Genomic DNA, 14,045 nt, shown 5'->3' on the forward strand with positions numbered 1-14,045 from the left:
GCGCGATCCAAACGGGGGTGCCATGGAACGGCATGTGCTGGATCGCTCTTGGCCGGTGATGACGAGACGTCCGTGATGGCTCTGGCCACCCTCCGCAGCGGCGCCACCTACTGGGTGCGCGACGGTAGACGGCAGGGTCGGTTCCGGGGGCCGGCGCCCGGGACGGGTCCATGTAGCACGGGTAGTCGGGGTCACCCGCAGGGGCGAACGCCTGCTGCGACCGGCGGCGGTGAAGGTGACGGGGCCGCCGCCCGGACCCGAACCGCCTGGCCTCGGCGCCGTTGCCCGAGGGTCAACTGCCGTAGAACCAAAGGACACTGCCCTTCGGGACATTGCCCGAAGAGACAATTCCGTCCCATCACGCCCCCTCATACGCTCCATGGCGTCAACATTGACTACCCATGCGAAGAGGGGATTCCCGCGTGGCCATCAGGACCGCGATACGCAGGACCACAACGCTTGCTCTGTTCAGCTCTGTCTTCCTCGGCAGCCTCACCGGAACCGGCGTCGCCGCCCCGGCCGCCTCCGTCCCCCAGTGCAAGGGCGTGTTCAGGCACGCCGTCTCCAACGTGAAGTTCGCCCGCATGCCCAACGGCCGGCTCACCTGGAGCTTCAACCTGACCGCCACGGCGAAGAGGAACCTCGGCTCCCTGGTCAACGTCTCTATGCCGCAGGCCTTCGTCTCCGGCCACGAGATCAACCCGCCCTACGGCCCTCACACCCGCTCGAGCAGCTACGACTTCCACTCGAGCATCAAGAGCTACCAGCGCAAGGGCAGCGGCCGCAACTTCACCATCAAGACCAACGACGAGATCAGCTTCTTCTGGCTGATCAAGAGCATCAGCCACCCGAGGTCCGGTGCCTACCGCACGATCACATGCAAGGTACCCTCGGCCTGATCCCGCACGGGGACAGAAGGGGAGATAAGCCGGATGAAGAACGTTCCCGTTCTGGGCGGACGCCACGAACTGACCATCGAGAGCTTCGCCGCCACCACCGAACACATGGAACTGCGTTACCACCTCACTCCCCCTATTCCCCAGAGCGAACCCGACGAGGAGAACGAGGTCGGCAACCACGAGCCGTACGTCTTCCTCGCCCTGGAAGGGCTCGACGACGTCGGCAACGAATACCTCGATTCGGGAGGAGCCTTCGGCCTCTCACCCGATGGCAGCGCCACCGAGGGTTCCCTCTCGGTGCAGCCCGGACCGTACGCGGACGCCCGTTCGGTCACCCTGCACCTCATCCTGTTCGACGGCACACGCGAGGAAACCCACGCCTTCACGTTCCCGCTCGAAGCCGCCGCCGGATAACGCACGAGCACCCGCGGCTCAGCGGCCCTCCCGCCGAGGAAGGCCGCTGAGCCGCGCAGGGCCGTCGGTCACGCGGCGGACGGCAGCGGTGGATCCTCGGCCGCCCCCGCGTGCTGGCATGCGCAGTGCGTGTCGGTGCACAGCGCGTGGTGAACGAGTACGGAGAGCACCGCGGCCTGCAACCGCGTCTGCTGACCCAGCTTGTCCACGATCCGCGCGATGTGGGCCCTCACCGTCCGTTCCGCGACGCGCAGCTCCCCGCCAGTTGCCGGTTGCCCAGGCCCGTGCCCGTGCCCGTGCCCAGCAGAAGAAGTACTTCCTTCTCCCGCTCCGTCAGACGATCCAGTCCGAAGATCCCCCGCACCGGATCGGCCCCGTACGGCGATAGGCGCAAGTCGACCTGTTGGTCATGGCAGGTCGCTCCTGATACCGCCGTCCAAGCAGAGCCGCGTGCCCCGGTGCGGCGGTGGTCATGGTCAACCTGGCGCCAGCCTTGGAACGCTTGAGCCTGAGCACATGACCGTCAGTCACCGCTGGCGGGGTGCGCCGACGGCTCAGGCGCGCGTGGGCCAGGGCACCCCACGGCCGCGAAGAAGTTCGGCGACGATGGCATTGAGCGGACGCGTGCTGCGACTGCCGCACCATCCTGGGGACTGACAATCCGGCCTCGTCTCAGACATCCCACAAGAGACCGTCGCCTGACCTACCTGCAGGCGAGTCGGCCCCGACCGATATTTCCTGCAGGAGCCAACGCTGCGTCCATAGAATCCTGCCTCGATGAAGAGACGCGTGCAGTTCACCGAGCAGGTTGCGCGGTTCCGCGACTACATGCCGGCCGCCGATCGGGAAAAGTTCCAGCGGCTCGTCGACAGGATCGCAGCCGAGCCTGAAGACGCCGCCAGCCACCTCGCCTACACGACCGACACTGTGACGCGCGCGGCCTGGGAAGACCACGTGATGGTCCACTACGTCGTGACGAGCTTCTTCGTCGTCGTCATCGAGGCTGACATCTACGACGCGTCGCGTGGCTTCAACGAAGTCTAGTCGGCCACGAGAGGGCCCCGGTCGACGGTCGACGGTCGGCGGAGTCTTCATCGGCGAGTCAAGGGGCGTCGGGTGCGATCAGTAGCCGAAGAAGGACGGGGCCGGGTCTCTGATCTGCGGCCGTGTAGTCGATCAACGCTGGGACCTGCGACTTGCCTGTCGACGGTTGTCAGCATAGGTCGTCGTTGGCCGTCCCAAGCCCCGCCGACTGGTGACCCTCTCGATGCGAACTATGGGCGCGACGGCCAACCGTGGCTCCCCGTTGTTTCCCGGCTGGACGGGCACGAGCGGGGCACGATCGACCAGTTGCCTTTACCACATCAGGCAACATCCGCCCTGTCATTGGGTACGGTACCCACGTGGCCGAGGCGAAGGACAGCGGGAACGGCTCGATCCAGCGACGTCCGTGGGACCTGGTGCAGGACCTGGTGGTGGAGACCGTCTTGCTGGAACTTTGCGGCCTCGCCTTCTTCGGGGTTGCCACCCTGTTGGCGTGGCCGTTCGGCTGGCTGCCCGACTCCAGTCTCGCCGCGTTGCCTACGGGCCTGCTTGCGGGCTGGCCTGCGGTTCAGTTGTACCGTGCGGGGCCGCCCCGACGGCTGGCCATTGTTGCCGCTGTCCTTGCGCTGGCAACGGTGACACTGCTCGTGGCTGCAGCAGCGAACTGGGCCCTTCCGGCGTTGGCTGACTCAGAGGTCGGAATCGTCATCGGCTGGCTTGTCGCGATACCCGTCAGCGCGGCTGTGCTCGCGTGGTGCCTCAACAGGGCGAACGTCGCATGATGCATTGTGCACGGCAGGACCGACACCGCCACGGGGTCGTGCTTCCACGTGCCCCTCGATGCGAAATCTCGGCGTGGTGCGCGATTGAGTCGGCGGGTCGCTGCCCTGGCGGAACATGGTGGCCGTCTGTTGGCGGCGGTCCGGGTCCCGGCCTGGTTCTGGCGGCACGGTGAGTACATGATGATCAGGTGAATGACTGGCTGCGTGCTCGGAATGGTTGGATGCTCCTGCTGCTGCTTTGGGGGTTCATGCTCATTAGCGGCCTGCTCGGGGTAGCAGTGTCCCGGATGCTCTACCACCCCACGACATCGTTTGCGTCGCACGTGCCGTGGGTGGTGGGAGGCTCCCTTTTCATCGCCCTCTGCAGCACCGTGAGGGCTCTCCGCCGTCGGCGGCGCCAAGGCTGAACAGACCTGGACACGTGCGCCGGCCGCTCAGGTAGACGGTTTTCGCGGGAAGGCTGCGCGAGTCGGCGTTGCTGTGACCCATTCCCTGGCCCGCACGGCCTTGTCCCATCGTGTTCGCGCTCGTCTGCCGCGCCGTCGAATCGGCGCGATCATCGGCGAGTTGGCCGACACGTGGATGGCCGGCGAAGAAGGCCGCCTCGAAGGCTGGATCGCCGACGCCGGCAGGACACTCCGGCACCGCTCGCATCCGTCGCCCGCAACCTCCGCCGCGACTTCGGCGCTGTCCACAACGGCCGGTCCCTGCCACACAGTTCCGGCGCAGTCGAGGGCAACTTCGACCACTAGTAGGCTGCAGGCGGGAAATCTTGCGGCAAATCGGGATGGAGCGTGTCGGGTGGCTCGGGTCGCAGTGTTCTCCGCGGGATCGTGGGGAACGACCATGGCGAAGGTCTTCGCCGACGCCGGCAACGACGTCATGGTCCATGCCCGGCGGGACGAGGTCGTCGACGCAATCAACACCCGGCACGAGAACCCCCGTTACCTTCCCGGCGTCCTCCTGCCTCCCCGCCTCCAGGCGACGAAGAACACGACGTTCGCCCTCTCCGGCGCGGCGTACGTCGTGCTGTCGATCCCGGCTCAGACCCTGCGGGACAACCTCGCCGCCTGGGGCCGCTACATCCGGCCGGGCACGGTCGTCGTCAGCCTGATGAAGGGTATCGAGACGGACACCGGGCTACGGATGTCGGAGGTGATTCACGAGGTGACGGGCATCCCGTTCGCGCGGATCGCCGTGCTGTCCGGTCCGAACCTCGCGCGGGAGATCGCCACCGGGCAGCCGGCCGCTTCCGTCATCGCCTGCCCCGACGAGACCGCGGCCGTCGCGCTTCGAAACGCCTGTCACACCCCGTACTTCCGCCCGTACACGGCGACCGACGTAGCGGGCTGCGAGCTCGGCGGCGCCACCAAGAACGTCATCGCCCTCGCCGTCGGCCTCGCCACCGGCCTCGGTCTGGGCGACAACGCCCGGGCCCTGCTGATCACACGCGGCCTCGCGGAGACCGCCCGGCTCGGTGCAGCGATGGGCGCCGACCCGCTGACGTTCTCCGGACTCGCCGGCGCAGGTGACCTCATCGCCACCTGCTCCTCCCCGCTGTCCCGCAACCGCACCTTCGGCGAGCACCTCGGACAGGGCATGACCGTCGACGAAGCCACCCGGGCCACGAACGAGACCGCGGAGGGCGTGAAGTCCTGCGGGGCGATTCTCGACCTGGCCCGCGCCCACGGCGTCGAGATGCCCATCACCGAGGTCGCCGCCGCGGTGATCAACGGCACGACCACCGTGAAGGACGCGGCCGCAGCGTTGCTGTCCCGGACTCCGAAGCCCGAGCTCTACGGCGGCTGAGGCCGGTTCAACGCCTCAGCCGCTCTCGGCTTAGTCAGTTGCCCGCATCAGGGTCGGTCGACTACACCTCCAGGTCGACCACAGCCCACACCTGGCGGCCTTCGCCCGTCATCTCCGTCCCGCAGCTCGATGCCCCGAGTTCACGCAGGCGGTCCAGGACGTCGTCGTCCCGCGGCCGCGACGGACGAGAACGGTGGCTGAAGGCCAGGATGAGCGCTTGGTCGTTCTGTTCGGCGAGGTGGAGGCTGATGTGCCGGCCACCGTCCGCCACGACCGTGGTCACCAGCTGCCGTACCAGGGCTTCCAGGCCGTCAGGCGTTTTCAGCCCCCACTTGCCGAGCCGTCCTGTCACCTCGGCGAAGGCCTTTCCCGGCGCCCAGGGCTGCGCCTCCAGAGACCAGGCGGCGCCCTGACGGTTCTTCATCACCGGTCGGCCTGCGCGGTCGGAACGCTGCGGCACGGGGAGGCTGGACGAGGCCGTCAGAGTTTGCGGTGGAGGCGGTGACGGGGGCTTCTTCGGAGGCGGAGGCGTCTTCGGCGGGTAGTCAGGGCGTGGCTTTACGGCCTCGGACCCGGTATCCGGCTCCATGGCGGCCCCCTCGCGTTCCCGCGTATGTGGTCACCCATCGTAGAGGCCCCATCAGCTCCCCGACACGATTCCTCTCAGATCCGGTTCAGCGCCACCGACCGGTCACGTGCCCGCACGGAACGTCGGCGGCCGCCGACAAGGAAGTCCGGTTCGGTGCGCAGCCCGGGCTCTGGGCCTGCGGCGAGCCGTAGCAGCGAACAGCGCGCGGTCGTGCCTCAGTCGGCAGTCCGATTCCACCCGTTCCAGCCGGCGCGGCTCAGCCCGGCCGCTGTTGCTCAGCCCCGCTTCGCGCACACCTTCTGCTCAGTCAGCCCCGACACGATCCCGGACATCTCACCGAGGACGGCGTCCTTGTCCTTGATCCGCTCCGACATCGTGACCTCGGCCGCAGGGCTACGCCCGTACGACAGAACCGTCTTCACCCCGTCATGGGTCATCTTCGCGTTCACGACCCAGTCGACCCCCTTTTCCGATGTGCACACGGCCGACTCCGGGACGTCCGAGATGTTTCCGCAGCGGAGGATCACATCACCGTCCCCCCACACAGCCGTTCCCTTCTGGTCGGGATCGTTGCGCTCATGGCCCCCCAGTTTCCGCGGGGCTTTGCTGACCAGACTGGAGCACTCGGCGCCGGCACCTCCCGGAGCCGCCGACACGTTGTAGGAACGCGAGGAGATCCCGCACGCCGCGAGGGAGGCAGCACACACAGCGATCACACCAACCTGTGCCAGCTGCCGGGCAGAGGTCATCTCCATGAGTAATCCCTTGTCTAGGCAAGGCGGTTGTGGGCCTCCTTCGGCGAAGGCCGCACGGCAAGAGGCGGTACACGGCGCTCTCGTACGGAGTGCCGGCCATGCCCGCGACCGGGGTCAGTCCTCTCGGATGCTGAGCAGGTCGCCGGGCTGGCAGTTCAGTTCGCGGCAGATCGCGGTGAGGGTGGAGAAGCGGATCGCCTTCGCCCGGTCGTTCTTCAGGACGGAGAGGTTCACCACCGTGACCTCGACCCTGGCCGCCAGTTGGGACAGGGTCATGCCGCGCTCGGCCAGCAGCCGGTCCAGGTGGACCTTGACCCGGTGCTCTTCCTCCGGCGGCATCAGACCAGCCCCTCGGTGTCGGCGCGGAGCTTCGTACCACGCCGGAAGACCTCGCCCAGAGCCAGGATGAGGAAAGCGAGCAGGACGTACTCGCCGGTGAAGGTGATCGAGGCAGGGATCTGACCGGCCATGGGTGTGCCACTCACCAGCGCCTGCGTAGTGAGCTCCGGCAGCACCGGGGAGAGGACGGCCTGTACCAGCACCGTAAGCCCTATGACGCTCACGCGGCGGGCGTTCTTCGGCACGAAGACGTCACCGTCTCGCAGCGTCCTGGCGATCCGAAGGAGGAGGGCCAGGACGAGGAGCAGAAGCAGGCTGCCGACGACGTCCGGCAGCGCGAGCAACAGGCGCTCGCTCAGGTCGGGGTGGGCGAAGGCCAGGTCGGCCTGGTGTGTTCCGGTGAGGGTCATGCCGTGGCCCGCCACCGCGTCGGTCACGTTGCCCGGTACCCGGGTCGTGGTCTCGACCTTGACCCCTCGGGTGTCCACAGGGTCGATGAGACCAACCGTCCCGAGGGCCGGGAGCAGTATCCCGAAGACGCCGGCGAACAGAGCGGCCAGACCCAGAGCCGCCTCCAGCAGCCGATTGTCGGTCCGGCTCCACCAGGACTTCGTACCCACGGTTCCCCCTGCTCGTCGACAGCGTACATATCGCTTATCGATAGTATCGATAAGCGATATGCGCGCTGTCAACTTCAGCGGGTGCGGCAGATCGCGGACCCGCCGTGCGACGCCGTCCGCTTCCCCCCGTCCCGCGGCAGTCGCAGACGGTTCCGTACGACGGGGCAGTCAGGCGGCGCGCACCCCCACGGAACACCGGCGCGGTCGACACAGGGGGCCGCGTCAGCAATCTCCCGCATGCGCGCCGGCCCCACCGGTCCACACCGGCACCAGCGCACCGAGCACCACCCGAGCACCGCCCGGGCCGGACCCGAGCACCGACGGACCGCATGGCCTTCGGGCGAACGGGGGTTCACGGCGAGGCGCGAGCGCCGTTACGCGGAGGTAATGGTTCCGAAACCTTGACTACATTGGTCCAGTCCAATAACGTCACCCCCGCACAGAACCCCACACGAAACAACTCCCCCAGACCGTCACGTTGTTGACGGTCCATCACCCCCTCCGGGAGGGCCCCTGTGGTTTCCCGACGTTCCTTCCTGACCGCGGCCGCTGCCATCACCGGTACGGCTGCACTCAGCCCGCTCTCACCCGTCTCGCCGTTGACTTCCACCGCTGCGGCAGCGGGAGTCTCGCTCCCCGTGAAACTGGCGAACAACTCCGGCCACGACACCGTCTACGCCTACATATCCGGAACCGACAGCAGCGGCTGGCCGGTCTTCGTCTCGGCGAACGGCGCCCTGAACCGGCTGCCCAACCCGTCGTCCGCGGTGACCCCCATCGCCGACTACTCCATCGCGCTGGGCGCCTCCGGTTCGGCCGCCAGGACCATCACCCTGACCGACTACATCATCGGCGGCCGTGTCTGGTTCTCGGTCGGACAGAAACTCCAGTTCTTCGTCAACCCGGGCTCCCCGCCGGGAGTGGTGCAGCCCGCCCTGGTCAGCTCCGACCCCAACTGGGCCACCAACTGGACGTTCTGCGAGTTCACGTTCAACAGCGCCAACCTGTACGCGAACATCTCCTACGTCGACATGGTCGCGCTGCCGATCTCGATGGCGAGCACCGGCAGCGGAGGCACCCAGTCGGTCAGTCCGCTGCCCGCCGGCGCCCTCGCCTCCATCGCCTCCGGCCTGCAGACCCAGCACGCCTCCGACGGAGCCCCCTGGGACAGGCTGGTGGTCACCGACTCCTCCGGCGGGGTACTGCGCGTCATGGCGCCCTCGCACTCACCGGTGGACTTCGGCGGCTACTGGAACGACTACCTGAACCGGGTCTGGAGCCACTACGCGTCCACCCCGCTGACCATCAACGGCCAGGGCAGCATCGGCTCCTACACCGGCACCGTCTCCGGCAACGCCATCGTGTTCTCCGGTCTCAACACCAACGGCGTGCCGTTCACCAAGCCGAGCGCCGTCGACATCTTCGGCTGTGCGTCCGGTCCGCTCTACAATTCCGGGGGAGACGCCCGCGGGGCGATCGCCGCCCGGCTCGCCGCCGCGATCAACCGCAGCTCGCTCCTCGTCTCGGGCGGGAACAACAACCCCGACGGCGTGACACCCTCGCAGTACTACACGGACTCGATCACCAACCACTACGCGCGGCTGGTCCACAAGTACGCCAGCATCGGCTATGCCTTCCCCTACGACGACGTCGGCCCCACCGGCTCGGCCCCCGTCGACGGGCACATCCAGGACGGGGCGCCCACCTCGTGGAGCATCACCCTGGGCGCCGGCGGCTCCGGTGGAGGATCGGGGGGCGGCTCGGGCACCGTCAGCGCCTACAGCACCATCCAGGCCGAGTCCTACTCGGCACAGAGCGGGACCACCACCGAGAGCTGCTCCGACACCGGCGGCGGCAGCGACGTGGGCTACATCGCGAACGGTGACTGGCTGAAGTTCTCCTCCGTCGACTTCGGTTCGACCTCCCCGAACCAGTTCAAGGCCCGGCTGGCGTCGGGCGCGGCCGCCGGTATCAGCGGTGCCGTCCAGGTGCGGCTCGACAGCACCAGCGGCACGAAGATCGCCGAGATCGACTTCGCCAACAACGGCGGCTGGCAGAACTGGCAGACCGTCCCCACGAACATGGCCGCCTCCGCCACCGGAGTCCACGACGTCTACCTGGTCTTCTCAGGCAGCAGTTCGGACTTCACCAACATCAACTGGTTCACCTTCACCAGTTGACCCCCGGCCCCGCAACAGCAGACACCGCCGCGGGCACTGCGCTGTTCGGCGGACAGCGCAGTGCCCGCGGCGGCGGTCCAGCGCCGTGGCCCGGTCGATGCAAGGTCCGTCGGCAGCGGTGCAACGGCCCCACCAGGGCGGTTGCACCGCTGCCGGATCGGAGGCGCCGCGGCTGGGTCGCCCGGCCCGCACGGCCCGGTCGGGCCCGCCGCCCGTGCACCGCGCCGACCGCCCGGAGTGGCCACGGCCCCGGAGTCCCTCACTTCCGAACGGACCCCAGTACTCCGGGCGGTTGTACGGCGGCTTCGGGCGGCGCGCTACTTGCGTGCCGAGGCCTGCTCCTGGAGGAGCGCGGTGATCTGGTTGACGTCGTTGAAGATGCTGAGGAAGCTCTGGAGGTCGGGGCTGGAGGCGCCGTTGACGCCGACGAAGAAGGTCAGCAGGCGGCCGTCGTCGGTCTTCAGGTAGCCGGCCTCGTTCTGGGCCGAGGCCGCGAGCCGCTGATTCAGCAGGTCCTCACCGAGAATGGTGCCGGGCTTGGCGAAGACCTTGCCCTTGGCCGGGCAGTTCGTGGTGCAGGAGATCCCGTTCGAGCCGTCGACACCGAGGATCGGGAGCAGCCTCCGGAAGGCCTTGGCGTCGGGGGTGTGCAGCCAGTAGGTGAGGAGCTCGACGAGGCCCTTCGGGGTGACCCGCTCGGCCGGCACGCCGCCGCGCCCGTCCGCGAGCTGGAACTGCTTCGGGTCGACGTTCGCGACGTCGGTGAGGAAGTCGTGCTCGATCGGGAACGCGTCGAAGCAGTTCTTGCTGCCGCGCGCGACGGCCATGTTGCACAGGGCCAGGTTGGCGCCGAGGTTGTGGCTGACCTTGAGGATCAGCTTGGCGTACTGGCTGTACGGCGGAGAGACGTACGCGGCGACGCGGGGGTCGTTGCGGTAGGAGGCGGGCAGCTGGTTCTGCGGGTTGGGGCCGGTGGGAGGCGCGGTGACGGTGACACCGGCGCGGCCGAGGGCCTCGATCAGCGCGGTGCGGCCGAAGGCGTTCGGGTCCTGGATGTTGGAGACCCGCAGCAGTGGCTGCGAACCGGCGGCGATGGTGCCGGAGAGATGGATCTGAGTGCCGTCGGGCGAGGCGGTCACGTTGACGGAGGTGGTCCCGCCGCTGGAGACCGTCCGGACGCTGGAGGTGACGTGGTAGGGCGCGACCTGCGGGCGCCAGGACAGCTTCGCCGCCTGCCCGGGCGTGGTCGGGGTCGTCAGCAGGTCGATCAGGTTGTCGTTGAGAATCAGCGGGGTGGGCTGCGGGCTCAGGTCCGGGAGGTTGAACAGGCGGGGGTCGATGATGACGTTGCCGTCGACCCGGGTGATGCCGGAGTCGCGGATCTGCCGGGCGATCTGGTTGATGCCGGCGAGCGGGTTCTCAGGGGTGAGGGTCGCGCCGGGGATTGCGGCCTCGGTGTGGTCGATGTCCGTGTAGTCCACCGAGCCGTCGGGCTTGGTGCGTCCGCCCATGGTCAGGTCGCCCTGGGCGACCAGCGCCAGGTTCCCGTGCAGCGTCGACCCGGTGCGGGTGCCGGTCGCCATCACGGGGGTGGTGAAGCGGTGGTCGGGGCCGATGGTGTGCCAGGCGGTCGAGATGGTGACCAGCTTGACCGTCGAGCCGGGGACGAAGAACTGGTTCGCGAACCGGGAGTGGATCACCCGGCCGCTTTCCGGGTCCGTCTCCAGCACGCCCCACTGCGCGTGCTCGTAACCGGGCTTGTGCATGATCGCCTCGATGGCGGGCCCGAGGCCGTCGTCGTGCGCCGCCGCGGGGGCGCCGGCGGCCGCCGCCCCCGCCAGAAGCGCGAGTGTCGCACCGGCAGCGGCCCAGGTCCGCGGCCGGCCACAGTTCATCGGTCTCATGCATTCCGCCATTTCTGGAGTCGAAGAAGCCGAGTCGAAGAAGCCCGCGTCGCACGGGGCCGACTCGCGCGGGCCCTGCTCGCCGGGGCGCCCCTGGCGGCATCGTAGGAACACGGACCGCGCACGTTTCCGCTGTTCGGCGTCGCGCCGACCGCACGCTGGAGAACTTCATCCGGTCGGTCGATCGCCGAAGCCCAGGACGCCGGGAATCCGCGCGCAGTCAGCCACTTCGTTCTCGGCCCGGCCGAGCAAGTCAGCCCACTTCGCCCACTTCGTTCTCGTCCCGGCCGAACAGCCCGCCCTCGCCGGTCAGCTGCCGGCGCTCGGGTGAGTGTGCGACCGGGGCGGCCGGGGCAGGTCAGAGGCCGCCGGTGTTGAGCAGCCGGTCGGGGGTGTCGGAGCGGACGCCGCGCACGGCGCCACGGGTGGCCGTGCGGTCGAGCCAGAGGTGGACCTCGCGGGCAGTGGCGTGGGGGTGTGCCGACAGATACAGCGCGATCACGCCGGTCGCGTGCGGCGCGGCCCAGGATGTCGCGCCGTCGTTCTCCGTGGTCGTACCGCCGCCGGCGAGGGCGGCGGTCACCTTCTGGCCGGGGGCGTACAGGTCCACGCACCGCCCGTAGCCCGATCCGTAGGAGCCGCCGTCGCTCCACACGCGGTCGTTCGAGGTGGAGGCCGCCACGACGATCGTGCCGGGGACGCCGGCCGGGGAGTGCTTGCAGGCGTCGTCATGGAAGTTGCCGGCCGAGACCACCGTCGAGATCCCCGCGTCGACCATCTTCTTCACGGCGGACTCCACCGCCGCCGACCGGTGGCCGAAGTTGAGCGACATGTTCACCACCGCAGGCTTCTGTGCGTGCGCGGTGACCCACTTGACCGACTTCACCACGGCCGCCTCGGCCGCCGCCGCGGAACCGCCGCCCCCGCTCTCGCACAGGACGCCCTGGACCCGTACGAGCTCCGCCTTGGGCGCCACGCCGTACCTCGCCCCGCCGATGATGCCCGCGACGAACGTGCCGTGGCCGACGCCCGCCTCGCTGAAGCAGTCACCGGAGTCCTTCGGGCCCACGAAGTCGGCGCCGAGGTGGGCGCGTGTGCCGAACTCCTTGTGCGCGACGTCCATCCCGGTGTCGATCACATAGACGTGAACGCCCTTGCCCGTGGCGGTGGTGGTGAACTTCCCGTTCAGCGGCCGCGACCGCTGGTCCAGAATGTCCAGGTTCCACGGCACGTGCCGGGTGACGGGCGCCGCCGCGGTCCGCGCGATCCCGGACGATTTCCCCGCGGCGCCGGAAAGCGTCGGCGCCGAGCCGGACGACGCCCCGTACCCGAAAGGCGCCACGGACTCCACGGACTTCCCCCTCCCGTGCGCGGGGAGCTTCCCGCCGGTCCCCGCGGCCGCCGCACCGGCTTCCCCGCCGCAGGCCGAGGCCCCCAGTACCGTCGCCATGGCCGCCACCAGAAGACCGGCCTTCGTCACGTTCCGCGTCACAGCGTCCCCCCGTATCCCCGCTTCGTACACAGTCAGCGCACAAGACGACCAAAGGGGGCGGATGGTTCCGGGGCTTGCGAGTGGTCACGCCGAGGTGGGTTCCGAGAGCGCTTGCCCGCCGGCGCCGAGCTGGAAGCCGTTCAGCCGCCGGTGAAGTACGACGACGCCCGGACGCGCATGGTGCCGGCGAGGTCTCGCAGAACGGCGTCGCTCGTTGGAGGAGTGCGGGCTTGGAGGACTGCGACAGTGTCGCCGACCCGGGTGAAGTAATCGACGTAGTCGTACTTGGACCACCGCCACACTCCAGGAGCCACCGGGGTGCAGGCGTGTGACGGCACGGGGTAGTCGCCGGTGAGCGCGGCGCAGTGTGAAGGTGGGGTGAAACCCGGCTGTACGTGGCCGACGATCACCTGGATCTCCTGATGGAGATCGTCCATGGTGCCCGCGTCACTCGTGCTGTCGGGTGAGATCCGGTAGTAGAAGGTGGCCTGCTGTTCGACTGTTGCCCCGGTGGTGCCAACGCCGTTCAGGCGGTAGCCCGCGGGCAGTTGCGGCCCGAGCAGGGGGACACCGGCATCGGCCAGTTCGTTGTCCAGCTCGCTCCGGACGTGCTGCGTGGTGGCGAACGAGTCGAATGGCATCAGCAGGACCAGAAAGAGGGCCACGGCTGCTCGCGGCCACAGCGGCCTGCGCGACTGGGTGAACCAGGCCGCGAGGGCGAACGCGCCCACGCATAAGACGGGTTGGACGTACCGCGTACCACCGGGGAGCCACTGGAAAGCGTCGATGTTCCGGACCAGATACCAGCCGATGCCGGTGCCGAGCAGTGCGGTGAGCCAGGCCGGCCGTAATCCGAGGAGGCGCAGAAGTGCCCAGGTGAGGAGGAAGTTCAGGAAGGGCAAGACGTACGACCACTCGAGGGCGAAGCCGAGGCAGCCATAGTCCGGCGCGTTCCGGCAGGCGCTGGAGTCCAGCAGCAACCACGTCGCGAGCAGAGACCCGGCCACCGAGACGAACCCGACCCCGGCAGCCTGTGCCGCACGCTTCACATGCCGCGAGCGCTCCACGGCCGCCGGTTCAACCAGCACAGTGCCCATCCAGCCCTCCCCCGATCCACAGCAGAGCCTAGTAGGGCTTGGTCATCTTCACCCGTGAGTGGAGTGTCTGTTGGTGTGTGAGCGTCGTTGACGTGGCGTGACACCTGGGGAGATGGCTGAG

14 protein-coding genes are annotated in these 14,045 nt (G+C 68.6%); 6 read left to right on the forward strand and 8 right to left on the reverse strand.

Annotated features, from left to right (window positions below; all coding sequences use genetic code 11):
• Positions 1-422 precede the first annotated feature (422 nt).
• Positions 423-899 (forward strand): hypothetical protein, encoded by a 477-nt coding sequence (locus ACFYW8_RS42790; protein ID WP_389092712.1) that lies wholly within the window; start codon positions 423-425, stop codon positions 897-899.
• A 33-nt stretch (positions 900-932) separates the two neighbouring features.
• A complete protein-coding gene (locus ACFYW8_RS42795; RefSeq protein ID WP_389092716.1) occupies positions 933-1,313 on the forward strand; it encodes a hypothetical protein in 381 nt (126 codons plus the stop codon).
• 68 nt (positions 1,314-1,381) lie between these two features.
• Here the strand turns inward: ACFYW8_RS42795 and ACFYW8_RS42800 are convergent, their stop codons facing one another.
• Positions 1,382-1,546: a hypothetical protein gene (locus ACFYW8_RS42800; RefSeq protein ID WP_389092721.1), complete on the reverse strand. Its 165-nt coding sequence runs from the start codon at positions 1,544-1,546 to the stop codon at positions 1,382-1,384.
• A 556-nt stretch (positions 1,547-2,102) separates the two neighbouring features.
• Between ACFYW8_RS42800 and ACFYW8_RS42805 the strand changes: the two genes are divergently transcribed.
• The 3 genes from ACFYW8_RS42805 to ACFYW8_RS42815 all read left to right on the forward strand — a co-directional run bounded on the left by ACFYW8_RS42805 (position 2,103) and on the right by ACFYW8_RS42815 (position 4,948).
• Positions 2,103-2,357, forward strand: coding sequence for a hypothetical protein (locus tag ACFYW8_RS42805; RefSeq protein WP_389092726.1), 255 nt, complete (start codon positions 2,103-2,105; stop codon positions 2,355-2,357).
• 359 nt (positions 2,358-2,716) lie between these two features.
• Positions 2,717-3,139 (forward strand): hypothetical protein, encoded by a 423-nt coding sequence (locus ACFYW8_RS42810; RefSeq protein ID WP_389092731.1) that lies wholly within the window; start codon positions 2,717-2,719, stop codon positions 3,137-3,139.
• A gap of 801 nt (positions 3,140-3,940) precedes the next feature.
• Positions 3,941-4,948, forward strand: coding sequence for an NAD(P)H-dependent glycerol-3-phosphate dehydrogenase (locus ACFYW8_RS42815; RefSeq protein ID WP_389092735.1), 1,008 nt, complete (start codon positions 3,941-3,943; stop codon positions 4,946-4,948).
• Positions 4,949-5,009: 61 nt separating this feature from the next.
• Here the strand turns inward: ACFYW8_RS42815 and ACFYW8_RS42820 are convergent, their stop codons facing one another.
• The 4 genes from ACFYW8_RS42820 to ACFYW8_RS42835 all read right to left on the reverse strand — a co-directional run bounded on the left by ACFYW8_RS42820 (position 5,010) and on the right by ACFYW8_RS42835 (position 7,251).
• Positions 5,010-5,372: a hypothetical protein gene (locus ACFYW8_RS42820; RefSeq protein ID WP_389092739.1), complete on the reverse strand. Its 363-nt coding sequence runs from the start codon at positions 5,370-5,372 to the stop codon at positions 5,010-5,012.
• A 440-nt stretch (positions 5,373-5,812) separates the two neighbouring features.
• Positions 5,813-6,292 carry a DUF3515 family protein gene (locus tag ACFYW8_RS42825; RefSeq protein ID WP_389092744.1) on the reverse strand — a complete coding sequence of 160 codons (480 nt, stop codon included), beginning with the start codon at positions 6,290-6,292 and terminating at the stop codon, positions 5,813-5,815.
• A gap of 114 nt (positions 6,293-6,406) precedes the next feature.
• Positions 6,407-6,631 (reverse strand): helix-turn-helix transcriptional regulator, encoded by a 225-nt coding sequence (locus tag ACFYW8_RS42830; protein ID WP_365882470.1) that lies wholly within the window; start codon positions 6,629-6,631, stop codon positions 6,407-6,409.
• Complete coding sequence (locus tag ACFYW8_RS42835; RefSeq protein ID WP_389092751.1) at positions 6,631-7,251, reverse strand: DUF2975 domain-containing protein; 621 nt, start codon at positions 7,249-7,251, stop codon at positions 6,631-6,633. Before ACFYW8_RS42835 ends, ACFYW8_RS42830 begins: the two co-directional genes overlap by 1 nt.
• A 515-nt stretch (positions 7,252-7,766) precedes the next feature.
• Here ACFYW8_RS42835 and ACFYW8_RS42840 point away from each other — a divergent pair.
• On the forward strand, positions 7,767-9,431 hold the full coding sequence (locus ACFYW8_RS42840; RefSeq protein ID WP_389092756.1) for a beta-1,3-glucanase family protein: 1,665 nt from the start codon (positions 7,767-7,769) through the stop codon (positions 9,429-9,431).
• A gap of 317 nt (positions 9,432-9,748) precedes the next feature.
• On the opposite strand, the gene dacB is transcribed toward ACFYW8_RS42840, so the two are convergent.
• The 3 genes from dacB to ACFYW8_RS42855 all read right to left on the reverse strand — a co-directional run bounded on the left by dacB (position 9,749) and on the right by ACFYW8_RS42855 (position 13,924).
• A complete protein-coding gene (dacB, locus tag ACFYW8_RS42845; protein WP_389092761.1) occupies positions 9,749-11,335 on the reverse strand; it encodes a D-alanyl-D-alanine carboxypeptidase/D-alanyl-D-alanine-endopeptidase in 1,587 nt (528 codons plus the stop codon).
• Between the two features lie 358 nt (positions 11,336-11,693).
• Positions 11,694-12,827 carry a S8 family peptidase gene (locus ACFYW8_RS42850; RefSeq protein WP_389092765.1) on the reverse strand — a complete coding sequence of 378 codons (1,134 nt, stop codon included), beginning with the start codon at positions 12,825-12,827 and terminating at the stop codon, positions 11,694-11,696.
• Between the two features lie 140 nt (positions 12,828-12,967).
• Positions 12,968-13,924: a hypothetical protein gene (locus ACFYW8_RS42855; RefSeq protein ID WP_389092770.1), complete on the reverse strand. Its 957-nt coding sequence runs from the start codon at positions 13,922-13,924 to the stop codon at positions 12,968-12,970.
• Positions 13,925-14,045: the final 121 nt, after the last annotated feature.

The sequence above is a fragment of the Streptomyces sp. NPDC002742 genome (assembly GCF_042888885.1).
In the GTDB taxonomy this organism is placed as follows: domain Bacteria; phylum Actinomycetota; class Actinomycetes; order Streptomycetales; family Streptomycetaceae; genus Streptomyces.